General features: G+C 69.8%; 15 protein-coding genes and 1 tRNA gene. 6 read left to right on the forward strand and 10 right to left on the reverse strand.

Going from position 1 to position 14,668, the window contains the following annotated elements:
- The 5 genes from EG812_RS19550 to EG812_RS19570 are packed head-to-tail and all read right to left on the reverse strand — an operon-like array spanning position 1 to position 5,725.
- Entirely contained in the window at positions 1 to 1,506 is a 1,506-nt protein-coding gene (locus EG812_RS19550) for a peptidoglycan D,D-transpeptidase FtsI family protein (protein WP_013730765.1), read from the reverse strand.
- A complete protein-coding gene (locus tag EG812_RS19555; RefSeq protein ID WP_013730764.1) occupies positions 1,503 to 2,990 on the reverse strand; it encodes an FtsW/RodA/SpoVE family cell cycle protein in 1,488 nt (495 codons plus the stop codon). The genes EG812_RS19550 and EG812_RS19555 overlap by 4 nt, the downstream gene beginning before the upstream one ends.
- A 27-nt stretch (positions 2,991 to 3,017) precedes the next feature.
- A complete protein-coding gene (locus EG812_RS19560; protein WP_013730763.1) occupies positions 3,018 to 4,445 on the reverse strand; it encodes a PP2C family protein-serine/threonine phosphatase in 1,428 nt (475 codons plus the stop codon).
- Positions 4,442 to 4,930 (reverse strand): FHA domain-containing protein FhaB/FipA, encoded by a 489-nt coding sequence (locus EG812_RS19565; protein ID WP_013730762.1) that lies wholly within the window; start codon positions 4,928 to 4,930, stop codon positions 4,442 to 4,444. Before EG812_RS19565 ends, EG812_RS19560 begins: the two co-directional genes overlap by 4 nt.
- 6 nt (positions 4,931 to 4,936) lie before the next feature.
- Positions 4,937 to 5,725, reverse strand: a complete 789-nt coding sequence (locus tag EG812_RS19570) for an FHA domain-containing protein (RefSeq protein ID WP_043719182.1) — start codon at positions 5,723 to 5,725, stop codon at positions 4,937 to 4,939.
- Positions 5,726 to 5,952: 227 nt separating this feature from the next.
- On the opposite strand from EG812_RS19570, the gene EG812_RS19575 reads away from it, so the two are divergent.
- From EG812_RS19575 to EG812_RS19585, 3 genes are all read left to right on the forward strand, one after another.
- A tRNA-Leu gene (locus EG812_RS19575) sits at positions 5,953 to 6,038 on the forward strand.
- Between the two features lie 64 nt (positions 6,039 to 6,102).
- Entirely contained in the window at positions 6,103 to 7,236 is a 1,134-nt protein-coding gene (locus EG812_RS19580) for an NAD-dependent epimerase/dehydratase family protein (RefSeq protein ID WP_199743911.1), read from the forward strand.
- The gene (locus EG812_RS19585; protein WP_126712414.1) at positions 7,233 to 8,030 is read left to right on the forward strand and encodes a WecB/TagA/CpsF family glycosyltransferase; all 798 of its coding nucleotides are present in this window, start codon (positions 7,233 to 7,235) and stop codon (positions 8,028 to 8,030) included. The genes EG812_RS19580 and EG812_RS19585 overlap by 4 nt, the downstream gene beginning before the upstream one ends.
- A gap of 70 nt (positions 8,031 to 8,100) precedes the next feature.
- Here EG812_RS19585 and EG812_RS19590 read toward each other — a convergent pair whose 3' ends face one another.
- A complete protein-coding gene (locus EG812_RS19590; RefSeq protein ID WP_043719178.1) occupies positions 8,101 to 9,975 on the reverse strand; it encodes a S8 family peptidase in 1,875 nt (624 codons plus the stop codon).
- Positions 9,976 to 10,194: 219 nt separating this feature from the next.
- Between EG812_RS19590 and EG812_RS19595 the strand changes: the two genes are divergently transcribed.
- Complete coding sequence (locus EG812_RS19595) at positions 10,195 to 10,797, forward strand: hypothetical protein (protein ID WP_013730757.1); 603 nt, start codon at positions 10,195 to 10,197, stop codon at positions 10,795 to 10,797.
- On the opposite strand, the gene EG812_RS19600 is transcribed toward EG812_RS19595, so the two are convergent.
- From EG812_RS19600 to EG812_RS19610, 3 genes are all read right to left on the reverse strand, one after another.
- Positions 10,765 to 11,169, reverse strand: coding sequence for a hypothetical protein (locus EG812_RS19600; RefSeq protein WP_013730756.1), 405 nt, complete (start codon positions 11,167 to 11,169; stop codon positions 10,765 to 10,767). The two genes, EG812_RS19595 and EG812_RS19600, sit on opposite strands and share 33 nt — an antisense overlap.
- Before the next feature lie 199 nt (positions 11,170 to 11,368).
- Positions 11,369 to 11,590, reverse strand: a complete 222-nt coding sequence (locus EG812_RS19605; RefSeq protein WP_043719173.1) for a DUF397 domain-containing protein — start codon at positions 11,588 to 11,590, stop codon at positions 11,369 to 11,371.
- The gene (locus EG812_RS19610; RefSeq protein ID WP_013730754.1) at positions 11,560 to 12,441 is read right to left on the reverse strand and encodes a helix-turn-helix domain-containing protein; all 882 of its coding nucleotides are present in this window, start codon (positions 12,439 to 12,441) and stop codon (positions 11,560 to 11,562) included. Before EG812_RS19610 ends, EG812_RS19605 begins: the two co-directional genes overlap by 31 nt.
- A 565-nt stretch (positions 12,442 to 13,006) precedes the next feature.
- Between EG812_RS19610 and EG812_RS19615 the strand changes: the two genes are divergently transcribed.
- Positions 13,007 to 13,294 (forward strand): hypothetical protein, encoded by a 288-nt coding sequence (locus EG812_RS19615; protein WP_013730753.1) that lies wholly within the window; start codon positions 13,007 to 13,009, stop codon positions 13,292 to 13,294.
- A 102-nt stretch (positions 13,295 to 13,396) separates the two neighbouring features.
- Positions 13,397 to 13,864 (forward strand): hypothetical protein, encoded by a 468-nt coding sequence (locus EG812_RS19620; RefSeq protein WP_043722481.1) that lies wholly within the window; start codon positions 13,397 to 13,399, stop codon positions 13,862 to 13,864.
- Between the two features lie 8 nt (positions 13,865 to 13,872).
- Here the strand turns inward: EG812_RS19620 and EG812_RS19625 are convergent, their stop codons facing one another.
- Positions 13,873 to 14,625, reverse strand: coding sequence for a PASTA domain-containing protein (locus tag EG812_RS19625; protein ID WP_126712415.1), 753 nt, complete (start codon positions 14,623 to 14,625; stop codon positions 13,873 to 13,875).
- Between the last annotated feature and the right edge of the window lie 43 nt (positions 14,626 to 14,668).

The following is a 14,668-nucleotide window of genomic DNA, read 5'->3' on the forward strand; positions in this document are numbered from 1 at the left end:
TCAGCGCCCCCCGGGGTCGGCGATGGCGGCGCGCATGATCTGGCCGGCGATCCGGGCGGCCTCGGCGCTGCCGCCGCTGCCGGCCTCTTCGAGCACGACGCAGACGGCCGAAACGGGGTTGCCGTCGGAGTCCAGTGCGAAGCCGATGAACCAACCGTGGTCGGGGCGGTCCGGCGCGGACTGCGCGGTACCGGTCTTGCCGCCCACGGTGTAGCCGTTGATCTGCGCGTTGCGGCCGGTGCCGTTGCGCACCACGCTGACCATCATCTCCCGCAGGTCGGCGGCAACCTGACCGCTGACCGGGCGGCGCAGCTCGCGCGGGTTCGCGGTGTCGTAGACGGTGGTGCGGTCCGGCGCGAGCAGCTGACGCACCAGGTACGGCCGCATCTGACTGCCGCCGTTGGCGACCGCCGCAGCGATCATGGCCCCCTCCAGCGGGGTCATCCGCACGTCACGCTGCCCGATGGAGGACTGGGCCAGCGCGGCCGGGTCGGGGCCGCCGTCCGGGTTCTCCATGGTGCCGGTACGGCTGGCCGCCACGCCGTGACCGCCTTCGCCGAGCCGACCCACGGTCAGGTCCTCCTGCTCGAAGCCGAAGTCCTGGGCCTTCTTCTTGATCGCATCGGGGCCGAGTTGCACGCCGAGCTTGGCGAAGCCGGTGTTGCAGGAGTCGGTGACCGCCTTCATCAGGGTCACCTCCGCCTGCGGGCAGATCGACGGCGCGGCGTTGGTGATCGACTGACCGGAGGTGGGCGGGGTGTAGCTCGGGCCCGCCGAGATGTTGGTGTCCTTGCCGATGCCGTTCTCCAGCGCGGCGGCGGCCACCACGATCTTGAAGGTGGAGCCGGGCGGCAGCACCTCGCCGAGGGCCCGGTTGCGCAGCGGGCGGGACCGATCCTGATCCAGCTTGTTGTACGCCGCGACCGCCTCGTTGGTGTTGTGGCTGGCCAGCGGGTTCGGGTCGAAGCTGGGTATGGAGACCATGGCCTGCACGGCCCCGGTACGCGGATCGATGGCGATCGCCGCCCCCTTGCTCGCCCCCCGGTTGTTGTTGCGCAACTGGTCGTACGCGACGTCCTGGGCGCGCGGGGAGAGGGTGAGCAGCACGTTGCCTCCGGCGGTGCGGTCGCCGGTGAACATGTCCTTGATCCGGTTGGCGAAGAGCTTGTCGCTGGTGCCGGCGAGGAAGTCGTTCTCGGACTTCTCGATGCCGGTGTCGGCGAGGTTGACCGGCTTGTAGCCGAGCACGTGGGCGTACTTCGCCCCGCCGGGGTAGGTACGGAGGAAGGTCAGCTTGCCGTCGGTCTCCTTGCTGACCGCCAGGGCGGTGCCGCCGGCCTCGATGTTGCCCCGGCGACGCTCGTACTCGGCGACCTGGACCCGACTGTTGTAGTCGCTGGTGCGGTATTCGTCGGCCTTGTACGCCTGGATCCAGTTGAGGTTGGCGAAGAGCAGACCGAACAGGACGATGACGACGACACCGACCCGGCGCAGGGGTGCGTTCACGGCTTGATCACCTCCGTGGGGGCACCGTGCAGTTGCTCGGGTGGGCCCCCGGACGGACGGTTCACCTTGCCGCCGCCGGTGACCGGCCGACGACCGGCGTCGGAGACCCGCAGCAGCACCGCGATGAGCAGCCAGTTCGCCATCAGCGAGGAGCCACCGGCGGACAGGAACGGGGTGGTCTGACCGGTCAGCGGGATGAGCTTGCTGATCCCGCCGACGATCACGAAGACCTGCAACGCCAGGGTGAAGGCCAGGCCACCGGCGAGCAGCTTGCCGAACGAGTCCCGCACCGCCAGGCCGGCCCGCAGCCCCCGCTCCACGATCAGCAGGTAGATCACCAACAGGGCGGAGAGCCCGAACAGGCCGATCTCCTCACCGATCCCGGCGAAGATGAAGTCGTTCTGCACCTCGGGCAGTTCCGTCGGCTGGCCGCCACCCGGCCCGGCCCCGAACAACCCACCGGTGCCCAGGGCCAGCAGCCCCTGCACCAACTGGTAGCCCTCGTCGTACGGCTTGGCGAAGGGGTCCAGCCAGATGTCGGCCCGGACCGAGAAATTGAGGAACGGCCCACCGATCGACTTACCGAGCACGTACGCCAGGTAGGCGCCGCCGAAGAACAGGACGAGACCGATGAGCAGCCAACTGACCCGTTCGGTGGCGATGTAGACCGTCGCCACGAACATGCCGAAGTAGAGCAGGGAGGTGCCCAGGTCCTTCTGGAAGACCAACACCAGCAGGCTGATCACCCAGACCACCACCACCGGACCGAGGTCACGGCCGCGCGGGAAGTCGATGCCGAGGAACCGGTGACTGGCCAGCGAGAGCACCTCGCGCTTGCGGACCAGGTAGTAGGCGAAGAAGGCCAGCAGGGCCAGCTTGGCGAACTCGCCGGGCTGGATGGAGAAGCTGCCGATGCGGATCCAGAGCTTCGCGCCGTTGATCTCGGAGATGCTGGCCGGCAGCACCGCCGGGAGCATGACCAGCACGATGCCGGCCAGCCCCAGGGTGTACGCGTACCGCGAGATCGAACGGTGGTCGCGCACCAGGGCCAGCAGGCCGGCCGCGAGCAGCACCGAGAGCAGGGTCCAGGCCAGCTGCCGACCACCGGTACCGGCGAAGATGGCCAGGTCGGCGCGCTCCTCCGGGGCCGCGTTGCCCAGGTCGAGTCGGCGCAGGAAGCCGACTCCGAGACCGTTGAGCAGCGCCACCGCCGGCAGCAGGGCCGGGTCGGCGAACGGGGCCAGGAACCGGATCGCCACGTGGATGCCGAGGAACACGGCGGTGAGCACCGCGGCCGGCACCCAGAAGTTCGGGGTGACCGTGTCGAGCACGTTCGCCTCGACCATCGCCCCGTACGCGGCGACCAGCGCCATGGCCAGCAGCAGCAGCGACAGTTCGGCGTTGCGTCGGGACCGGGCCAGGCGTACGCCGGGCCGCTCGCCCGCGGTCGCGGGCGAGGATGCCGGGGTGGCCGCTGCGGTCACGATCGTCCTCGGGTCGGAAGCCGACGCCTACTCGGGCGACCGGCAGGCCGCCGGGTCGACCGTGGGCGTGAAGGCGTCGGTGGGTGGGGCGTCGGGTGTGCTCACCGGCGGGGCCAACGAGCCGTCGGGCGACGGCGAGCCGCTGCTGACCGGGCTCGCCGAGCCGGCCGGAGTGCTCGGCGGCGGCGAGGTCGACTCCGTCGTGGGGTCGACGCTCGGGCTGGAGGTGGGCGGGCAGAGTGGCTTGAGGTTGACGTTGGTCGGGCTGTCCATCGTCAGTTCCGCCAGCCGGCGTGCCGCGTCGGGCTCGTTCCTGGCCGGAATGCCCTGCTTGACCTGTTCCTGGGCGGCGAGGGTGAGATCGTCCAGTTGGGCGGTGCTCTTGGAATGGACCGTGGAGAGATCCATGCCGGCGATCTCGCCCTGGATGCCCCGGAAGACGGCCACCTGGCCGTCGTCGGTCGCCCCGACGTAGTACTGCCGCTGGGTGTAGTCGTACCCGGCGAAGACCCCGCCGCCGATGATCACCAGGAGGGCGGTGGTCATCGCCAGGGCGCGCAGCGGACGGCGACGGGCCTCCGGCTCGTCGTCGTTGCCGGCCGGCTCCTCGGGCACGGGCGGCCGGGGAGCGGAGAGCGCCGAGGCCCGGGCGGCCGGGGTGGAGACGTCGGCCGAGGTCGCCATGCCCCGGTCCCGCGCGGCCGCACCGCCGACGATCGGGGCCGCCTCGACGATGTCGCGGTCGGTGGCGTCGGCGATGATCACGGTGATGTTGTCCGGGCCGCCGCCGCGCAGAGCGAGCTGGACCAGTCGCTCGACGCACTGCTGCGGGTCGGCGTACTCCCGCATGGTCTCGGCGATGGTCTCCGCACTGACCACCCCGGAAAGGCCGTCCGAGCAGATCAGGTAGCGGTCTCCGGGCAGCACCTGGCGGACCGAGTACTCCGGGTCGATGTCCCGCCCGTCGAGGGCTCGGGTGAGCAGCGACCGCTGCGGGTGGCTGCTCGCCTCCTCCGGGCTGATCCGGCCTTCGTCCACGAGCATCTGGACGTAGGTGTCGTCCTTGGTGATCTGGTTGAAGTCACCGTCGCGCAGCAGATAGGCGCGCGAGTCACCGATGTGGACCATGCCCAGCTTGCTGCCGGAGAAGAGGGTCGCGGTGAGTGTGGTGCCCATCCCCTCCAGCTGAGGGTTGGCGTCCACGGTCTCGCGGAGCTGTTGGTTGGCGGTGCCCACGGCGGAACGCAACGCGTCGACCAGGGCGTCACCCGGGACGTCCTCGTCGAGCGGCGCCATGGCACCGATGACGATGTTGCTGGCGACGTCACCGGCGGCCATACCGCCCATGCCGTCGGCGACGGCGAGTAGCCGCGGTCCGGCGTAGACGGAATCCTGGTTGCCGTCTCGGATCAGACCGCGGTCGCTGTGGGCCGCATAGCGCAGGGTCAGAGTCATGGCCGTAATTCGAGAGAGGTGCGGCCGATCCGGATCGGCACGCCGAGGGGTACGGGGGTCGGTCCGGTGACCTTAGCGCGATCGAGGTACGTCCCGTTAGTCGAACCGAGGTCTTCGACGAACCACTGCCCGTCACGGGGCACCAGCCGGGCGTGTCGCGCCGAGGCGTAATCGTCGGTGATGACGAGAGTGGAATCCTCGGCCCGACCGATGGTTATCTGAGCTTCACCCAGCGTGATCCTGGTGCCGGCCAGTTGACCGGCGGTTACCACCAACTGGTGGGCCGCCCGCCCCCGCTTCACCTTCGCCGGCTTTGCCGTCGCCTGACCGGTCGACGCACCCACCGTGCGGGGCGCGGCCACCAGGCGACCGGACCGGGCCCCGGCGAAGAGGTCCCGCCGGATGACGCCGACCACCGTGAACACGAAGATCCACAAAAGGACGAGGAATCCGAACCGGGCGACGGTGATGACGAGTTCCGGCAAGGCGGATCAGCCGTCCACGCGGAAGGTGAGCGTGGTGGTGCCGAGCTGGATCATGTCACCGGGGTTCAGCGCCACGGCGGAGACCCGCTGGCCGTTGACCATGGTGCCGTTGGTGGAGCCGAGATCGGTCAGCACGACCTGCCCACCGTCGAAGTCCAGCCGGGCGTGTCGGCGGGAGATGCCGACGTCCGGCAGACGCAGGTTGGCCTGGTCGCCGCGACCGATCACGGTCGAGCCCATCTGCAGCGGGTAGGTGCGGCCGTCGCCGGAGACCAGTCGCACGTTACGACCGCCACCGTGCCCCGGCGGCGGGCCGTAGCCGCCACCCTGCTCGTACGCGGGGTAGCCGGACGGGCCGGCGTCGTAGCCGGGCGCGGAGACCGGGGCGACCTCGCCACCGGTGTAGACCTCGGCGGTGACCCGGAACATGCCGGTGTCCAGCCCTTCACCGCGCTCGATCTCGACGATCACGTCGCCGTAGACCGTCCACGCCTGCTCGCCGATGAACTCCGCCTGCGACTGGGCCAGCTCCTGGGCCAGCGCGGCGGCGTACGGCGCCAACCGACTGTGGTCGTACGGCGAGAGATCGATCACGTAGCGGTTGGGCACCAACGTGCGCCCGCCAGCCAGGATGGCTTTGTGCGCCTCGGCCTCCCGCTGCATGGCGTTGAGGATCTCCACAGGGTGCACGACCCCTTTGAAGACCTTGGCAAAAGCCCCTTCGACCAGGCCTTCCAGACGCTTCTCGAAGCGTTGCAGCACGCTCACCGGCTCCTCCTCGGGTCCCGAGGACATGATGGTATCGGTCCAGAGCGCACGCAGCTCACACGCCGCTCGGCCGGCAGGCCACGCCTCGTTCGGACGGCTCAGGATTGTCGTGCTACTCTTTCGTCCGCCACGAACGGTAACCGCTGTGAGCAGCGAATGCCATTCGCGGCAAAGACCGAAGCCACGTAACATGGCCGAGACCCCGCTGGCGACAGCGGAGACGGCAATGACTACGCTGTCCGAGGTCAAGCCACGGGGAAGTGGCGGAATGGCAGACGCGCACGGTTCAGGTCCGTGTGTCCGAAAGGACGTGGGGGTTCAACTCCCCCCTTCCCCACCAGTGACGAGGGCTTCGCGAATTCGCGAGGCCCTCGCTCTTATTCGGGCGTACCGGGCGTCAGGCTATGCTTCGCTGGTTTCTGCCTCCAACGGACCAGGAGTGGCTCGTGAGTGTCGCATTCGTGACCGGTTCGGGCGGGTTGATCGGCTCTGAGGCGGTCCGGCACTTCGCCGGCCTGGGTCTCGACGTGGTCGGCATCGACAACGACATGCGGCAGGAGTTCTTCGGCGAGGAGGCGTCCACCGCGTGGAACGTTCGCCGGCTCACCGACGAGTTGGGTGAGGCGTACTCGCACCACAGCATCGACATCCGCGACCGAGGCGCGCTCGGCGCGCTGTTCAAGCGGTACGGCCGGGACGTCGCCGTGGTGATCCACACCGCCGCGCAGCCCTCGCACGACTGGGCGGTACGCGATCCCTTCACCGACTTCGACGTGAACGCCGCGGGCACCCTGAACGTGTTGCAGAACGTCCGCGAGCACTGCATCGAGGCACCGGTCATCCACTGCTCGACGAACAAGGTCTACGGCGACCGCCCGAACAGCCTGCCCCTGGTCGAGCTGGAGACCCGCTGGGAGATCGAGCCGGGGCACCCGTACGAGCAGGGCATCCGCGAGGACATGTCGATCGACGCCTGCCTGCACTCGATCTTCGGCGCCTCCAAGGTCGCCGCGGACGTGATGGTGCAGGAGTACGGCCGCTACTTCGGGATGAAGACGGCCTGCTTCCGGGGCGGCACCCTGACCGGGCCGGCGCACTCGGCCACCGAGCTGCACGGCTTCCTCGGTTACGTGATGCGGGCCAACATGGAGCGCCGCACCTACAAGATCTTCGGCTACCAGGGCAAGCAGGTCCGGGACGCCATCCACAGCTCGGACGTGGTCTCCGCGTTCGAGGCGTTCTTCCGCAACCCGCGCTCGGCCGCCGTCTACAACCTCGGTGGCGGTCGGCACTCCAACACCTCCAACCGGGAGGCGTTCGCGCTGGCCGAGCAGATCACCGGCCAGGAGATGATCACCGAGTACGTCGAGGCCAACCGGATCGGCGACCACAAGTGGTGGATCGGCTCCAACGAGGCGTTCCAGGCCGACTACCCGGACTGGAAACAGGTGTACGACGTACCCATGATCATGCGAGAGATCTACGAGGCCAACGTGGACAAGTGGGTCCCGGCGCGCGACGGCGAGGTCCGGCCGTGAGCAAGCGCAACGTGCTCGGCGTCCTGGTCGACGCCACCGACTACGCCACGGCGACCGAGCAGGTCATCGCCGCCGCGCAGGAGCGTCGGCCGATGGCGTTGACCGCCCTGGCCGTACACGGGGTGATGACCGGGGTGCTGGACCCGGCGCACAACGCCCGGCTGAACTCCTTCGACCTGGTGACTCCGGACGGCCAGCCGGTGCGGTGGGCACTGAATCTGCTGCACGGCGCGGGGCTGACCGACCGGGTCTACGGGCCCCAGCTGACCCTGCACGTGCTCTCCCGCTGCGCCGACGAGGGCCTGCCGGTCTACCTGTACGGCTCGACCGAGCAGACCCTGGCCCGGCTGATCCCGGCACTGGAGCGGATGTTCCCGGCGCTCAAGATCGCCGGAGTGGAGCCGTCCAAGTTCCGTGCCGTGCAGCCGGGCGAGGACGTGGAGATCGCCGACCGGATCAAGGCCAGCGGCGCCCGGCTCGTCCTGGTCGGCCTGGGCTGCCCCCGCCAGGAGATCTTCACGTACGCGATGCGCCCGCTGCTGGACATGCCGCTGATGGCCGTCGGCGCGGCGTTCGACTACCACGCCGGGCTGCTGCGCCAGCCGCCGCCGTGGATGCAGCGGGCCGGGCTGGAGTGGTTCTGGCGGCTCGGGCTGGAGCCGAAGCGGCTGTGGCGGCGGTACGTGATCCTCAATCCGGCGTACCTGAGCCGGCTGTTCGCACAGAAGGTCGGCCTGTGGAAGGCCCGCCCGCCCGCGCCGGCCACCGAGCGCCCGGCCGGTTTCGCGGTCTGACCGCCCGCCGGAGAGTTGACGACGAACGGGCCCCCGGCCAAGCGGCCGGGGGCCCGTTGTCGTACCGGTGTCAGAGGCTCAGGGTCCAGGTGTTGATGTAGCCGGTGTCGCCGCCGTAGACGTCACGCACCTGCAGGCGCCAGGTGCCGTTCGCCGCCTCGCTGGACAGGTTCACCGTGTAGGTGGTGTTCACGTGGTCCGCGCTGTCGCTGATGTTGCTGTTCTTCAGCCGGTAGGACGAGCCGTCCGGGGCGAGCAGGTCGATGACCAGGTCGCCACGGTAGGTGTGCACGATGTTCACCGCCACGGTCGAGCTCGACGAGGCGTTCCGGTTGCAGCCGGAGATGGTGATCGAGCTGGTCACCGCCGAGCCGGCGTCCGGGATCGAGACGTCGGTGCCGTTGGTGCCGGAGCAGCTGCCGCTACCGCTGCCGGTGACCGTCAACGTGTAGGTGGCGGTCTTGGTGCCGGAGGCCGCGCTACCGGTGATGGTCACCGGGTACGTGCCGGCCGGGGTGCTGGCCGAGGTGCTGATGGTCAGCGCCGAGGACCCACCCGAGGTGACCGTGGCCGGGCTGAACGAGGCGGACGCCCCGGACGGCAGGCCGCTGGCCGAGAGGCTGACCGACTGGGCGGAGCCGTTGGTGGTGGCGGTGGACACCGTGGCGGTCGCCGAACCGCCCGGCGCGACCGAACCAGAGGTCGGCGACACCGAGACCGAGAAGTCGTTGGTCGGCGGCGGGGTGCTGCCGTTGACCACGTAGAGCAGCTGGTTGGGGGTACCGGTGCCGACATTGCTGATCACGTTCGGCGTGGAGTTGTTGACCAGGTAGTCCCGCACCTGCTGGTTGCTCCAGGACGGGTTGGCCGAGAGCACCAGGGCGGCGGCACCGGCGACGTGCGGCGAGGCCATCGAGGTACCGCTGATGGTGTTCGTCGAGGTGTCGTTGGTGATCCACGGGGCCGTGATGCTCACGCCGGGCGCCAGGATGTCGACGCAGGTGCCGAAGTTGGAGAAGCTCGCGGCGGCGTCGTTGTTCTGGGTGGCACCGACGGTGATCGCCGGCGCGGTCCGGGCCGGGGAGTAGTTGCAGGCGTTCTGCCGGACACCGAGGCTGTTGCCGTTACCGGCGGCCACCACGAAGGTGACACCCGAGTTGATCGAGTTGATCACCGCGTTGTCGAGCGTGGTGTTCGCCCCGCCACCGAGGCTCATGTTGGCCACGGCAGGCTTGACCGCGTTCGCGGTGACCCAGTCGACGCCGGCGATGACACCGGCGTTGGTGCCGCTGCCGGAGCAGTTGAGCACCTTGACGGCCACCAGTCGGGTCGCCTTGGCGACGCCGTACGCGGTGCCGCCGACCGTACCGGCGACGTGGGTGCCGTGGCCGTTGCAGTCGGTGTTGTTGGAGTCGACCGCGTTGGTGCCCCAGGTCGCCCGGCCACCGAAGTCCGAATGGGACGTCCGGATGCCGGTGTCGATGATGTACGACGTCACGTTCGAGGCCGTGTTGGGGTACGTGTAGGAGCTGTTCAGCGGCAGGTTGCGCTGGTCGATCCGGTCCAGACCCCAGGACGGGGGGTTCGTCTGGGTGGCGGCGAGTTGCACCGTGTGGTTCTGCTCGACGTAGGCCACTGCCGGATCGGCCGCGATCCGGGCCGCAGCCTTGGCGCTGAGTCGCAGCTCGGCGCCGCGGATGGCCGCGCTGTACGTGCGCGCCGCCGCTCCACCGTGCCGCCGCAGCAGCCGGTCCACAGAGGAGCCGACCGCGGCACGGCCGACCTCGCTGTCCTTGAACACCACGATGTAGCTGTCTTTGACGGCGGTGGCGCCGCCGGCGCTTCGGATCGTGCCGACCGGCTCGGCGGCCATGGCTGGCGTCGCTGCCGCCACCATGGCCAACGCGGCCAGTCCGACGAAAACGGACCTCTGTCGAAGAACCATCTTCCTACCTCCCTCTGTCGGCAGCCCTCGTCGCATTGCTCATGGCCCACTGATCGATGGCTGCCGATCAAGGAGAGGGTAGTTCGAGACATGGACACAGATAAACATGTCGGATCCCTCATAACATGAAACGATGGTTCCCCTACGGGGGGCGGCTACGGGACGAACGGGGGGCGGTCCCGGATTCGGCGAGCCGGAAAACGGGCAAGGCTGACAGGCATGCAGAACCACCTCGTCCTCCTGCTCCCGGTCGCCGTCGTCTGGTGGGCCGCCGGCTACCTCGCGGAGGGGTTGCCCCGGATGACGCACGCGCGCGAGCTTCGTCGACATGCCGGCTGGCTGCTCGGGCTCACGCTGGTCGGGCTCAGCCTGACGGTGGCTCTGCCGATCGCCGGTCTGACCACCGCCGGGGCGACCCTGGCCGACCGGGCCGCCGCTGGGCTGGCGCTCGCCGCGCTACCGGCGCTGGTGGTGGCGCTCTGCACCGTACGCCGGGTGCGTCGGCTCCGGGCCGGAGCGGGCGCACTGGCCGCCGCCGCCCGGACGCCGGCACCACACGGGCTAAGGGCCGCCGCCGCCCACCCACTGATCGGGCTGCCGCTGCAGGTGACCGGCCTGGCCCTGCTGCCCGCGCTGATCACGGCCAGCGGTGCCGCCGAGTTCTTCGGGCCGGGCATCACCGGGCCGGCGGTCACCATCGGGGTGCTGGGCGTCGGGGCCATCGGGGTCCGCCACGCGCTGCGCCACAACCGGCTCGCCGAGCGAGCCATGCCGCAGCGGTCCGCGACCTCACCGAGCCCGGCCCGCGCCCTGCACGTATAGCAGCTCCAGGATCGCCCGCGTCGCCTCGAACCAGCGGTCGAGCCAACCCGGCGGCGGCACACTGCCCCTCGGCGGCAACTCCATCAGCAGGCCGCGCAGCAGCGGATGATCCGCAAGGGAGCCGTCGTCCACGCTCGACCATCCGGTCGCCGGGAACGACGGTTCGGTGAGCGGGTTCGGGTCCAGCGACGGCAGGGTGAGCGGCGACGTGGCCTGCTCGCTCGGTGCCGTGGTGTCCCGCCCGGAGTGTTCGGTGTCCGTGGACACCACCTCGGTCAACACGGTGTCCCGCCGAGCCCCGCGATATTTGCCGCCGAACCTTTCCGGCTTGCCCGGGCTGTTGGTGAGGTTGTCCGATCCGATACTCGTCATTCGTCTCGCCTGCCTCGCTCGGTTACCCGCCCTGCTCGGGGGGATGTCGACCAGCGCGTACCGAGAGGTACAACGAGACGGGTGGGAAGTGGCGACGGCAGCCGACCGGGCCGGGCCCCACGGAGGGACCGCCGAGCGCGGCGGACGACGTGGTCCCCGACCGGACGTGCCGATCGGGGACCAGGTCGTTGCTACGGGATCAACCCCGTCCGAAGACGCCGCCCCGTGTGCCGGCGACGAAGGCGTGCCAGTCACCCGGAGCGAAGACGAGGGCCGGTCCGGCCTTGTCCTTCGAATCCCGGACGCCGACCGCCCCGGTCACATACGCCACCTCGACGCAGTTGTCACAGTTCGGCCCGCTCTTCGAGCTCTTGAACCAGTGCGCCTGCGTCAGGTCCACGGGGAATCCTTGCGTCGCCATTTCCACAGCGGCTCCTCTGCCAATTTTGCGATGTACCCGACGGACTCCTCCGGACGCATGGCCGCTGCTCGAATGTGATCGAAGATGAAGCTGTACTTCTGCAGTTCGTCGCTCTTCTCCAAGAAGAGCCCACCCGTGGCGTTCTCCGCGTACACGACATCCGGATCACCTGGTTCGGGGAAGCTCAGGATCGTGAAGGTGCCGTCCATGCCAGCATGTGCCCCAACCTCGAAGGGCAGGACCTGCAACGTCACATTCGGCAGCTGGGCTACCTCCACCAACCGATTGAGCTGGTCACGCATGACCGTGTCCCCGCCCACCGGACGGCTCATCACCGCCTCATCGAGCACCACCCACAGATCGACCGGATCGTCCTGGGTCAATAACGACTGGCGACCGAGTCGGACACGCACTCGTTGTCGCACCTGTTCCGCAGTGAAATCAGGGCGGGCCGCGCGAATCATCGCGCCGGCGTAATCCTCGGTCTCCAGCAGACCCGGAACCACCTGCTGCTCGTACGCCCGGATCGAACTGGCTGCGGCCTCCAGGCCCACGTACGCCCCGACCAGCACCGTGCTGTACGGGTGCCACCAACCCTTCTGCCGCGCCTCCCGAGCGATCTGCACCAGCTCGTCGCTCTCAGCACCGACCACCCCGTAGATCCGGAGCATGTCCCGGACGTCCCGGGGCGTCGCGGTGGTGTGACCGGTCTCGATCCGGGAGATCTTCGACGCCGAACACTCCAGTTGCTCGGCCACCGCCTCGATGGTGATCCCGGCCGTCTCGCGCTGACGGCGCAGTTCCGCGCCCAGGCGACGCCGGCGGATGGTCGGACTGCGCCGCTCGCTCACGGTGTCACCTTCCGCCTCGACGCGCCGCTGTCTGCCGCCCGCCTGGGGCGCGACCATAAGGCGGCGGGCGTTTCGCGGCAAGGGGTGGAGCCGGTCCTCGACCGGCCGCGACGGGCGAAACCGGTCCTCAGTGTGCCGTCCGGGTGGCGGCACGTTCAAGCGCCGTTTCGCGCGAGCCGCTCACGTATCGGCAAAAGTCGACGTGCAACTTGCATGAAGCACGACGCTGATGCACTCTGTCCGTATGACGCGGGCTACGCACCGTTCTGATCCAGTCTCCCCCTGTGATCACCGCGGTGCCGACGGAGACGACGACCGGGTGACCCGGTCGATCGGCGACCGGCCCCGCGAATCCGGTGGCCGGTCGCCGACGCGCGACGGCGGCGGTGGCCCCAGACACCTTCCCTGACAGCCCAGACACGGCGGGCCGAGTACGCCACCAGCGCAGCGAAGCCCGTCGACGCCACGAACCCGGTTCCCGAGTCACGACCTCGTCGCCGGAGCCCGCACTTCCCCCCGATCAGCCTTGCCGGCCTCCCCGCCGGCCGACCTTTCAGGAGCCCATGTGCTTCCCCGCTCCGGTGACGTACTGAACGTGACAAGCGCGGCGAGTGTCCAGTTCATCAGACCGATTCACTTCCGGGTGATCCGGGTGCTGGACCGCCCGACCTATGACGGTTGGCTCTGGCTCGAAGGTTACGAGTTGAACACGGCGGGGGACGCGGTCAACCGTCGATCGATCTTCGTCCAGCGGGCCGGGCTGCACCTGGTGCAGGCCGCGCCGCAGCCGCGACCGCACACCGTCCGCTCGGCCCGTCGGCCCGTCACCCGGACCCCGGTCCGGGTGGGCTGAGCATTCGAAACGCCGCCGACGGGCACACCGACGCCATAGAATCGGTGTGCCCACCCCGGCACGTCTCCACCGCGCCTCCAGGACCCCGAACCTGGGATGGCCATGGTCAATCTGTCCGCGCGGCGGCCCCATCGGTCCCGTATCGCCCACGCCTTCGGAATCCTGGCACTGTTCGGTGCCGCCATCACCCTGATGGTGCTGGTCCGGGATCCCGCTCTGTCCTCCACCCGGCTGGCCGAGCCGGTTCCCGCACCCGAGATCACGGTGGTGGAAGCCACGCCGCCGACCGGGTCGGGAGGCTCACCGCCCGCCTGGGACGAGTTCGACGACGACCGCACGGCACCACTGACGCCCAACGACTCGGCTGCTCTGCCTGACGGCTCGGCCGCGATGCCCGGCGACTCCGAATCGTCCGCCGACAGTGCGCACCGGGCGGCGACGTCCGACCGAACCGGCGACCGGCACAGCTCCGATGCACTCAGCCGGTCGCTGTTCTGGTCAGGGGTGTTCGGGCTCGCCATCTCCCTCGCCGGGCTCGGGCTGGTCAGCACCAGACGACGGATGTGGTGAGCAGCCGATCACCCGGTGGGGCTCGCCGTGGCCGTCGGGTCGGTGGTCGGCCCGGTCGTCGTCGGGTCGGTGGTCGTCGGCGCGGTGGTCGGTGCCGTCGTCGACGGGCTGGGGGTGGCGACCACCAGCCTGACCACGTCGCCGGGCTGGACGGGCTCACCCTGGCCCGGATCGGTGGCGATCACGGTGCCGGCCGGCTGGTCCGACGGGCGGTACACGACCTCGGGTTCGAGATCGAGTGCTTCCAGCCGGGCTCGGGCCGCATCCTCGGAGAGCCCTACCAGGGGCGGCATCGGCAACCCCGTCGGCGCAGCGCTTGTCGTCGGTGCCGCCGAGGGCGAACGGGTTGGTGAAGCCGACGCGCTCGTCGGCGCCGTCGAGGTCGGCTGGGGCGACGGCGGCGGGGAGTCGTCCTCGTCCACCGCCTGGCGTGCCAGCCACAACCCCACTCCGAGCGCGCCGAGCAACAGCAGCAGGACGATTCCCCAGAGAATCGGCAGCCACCAACGCCGACCGGCCTGCTCGTCGCCGTACCACTCGCCGGCGGTCAACTCACGGTCGTCACCCGGGCCCGGTGGCCGCACCTCCGCCCGCCCCGACCACAGCTGGGGTCGGGGCGTCGGCGGCACCACCACTGTCGCGTCCGGCTCGGTGCCTTCGGGCGGCGTACCACCCAGCACAGCGGTGTCGTCGGGATCTCCGGCGGGCGGAGGCAACGGACGTGTCCGGTCGTCCGGCTGTTCCTCGCCCCGCTCGCTCATGTCGGCATCCCCACGCTGGTCAACCTAGCGGTTCCGCCCGCCA

Source organism: Verrucosispora sp. FIM060022, assembly GCF_003977705.1.
Lineage (GTDB): Bacteria > Actinomycetota > Actinomycetes > Mycobacteriales > Micromonosporaceae > Micromonospora > Micromonospora gifhornensis.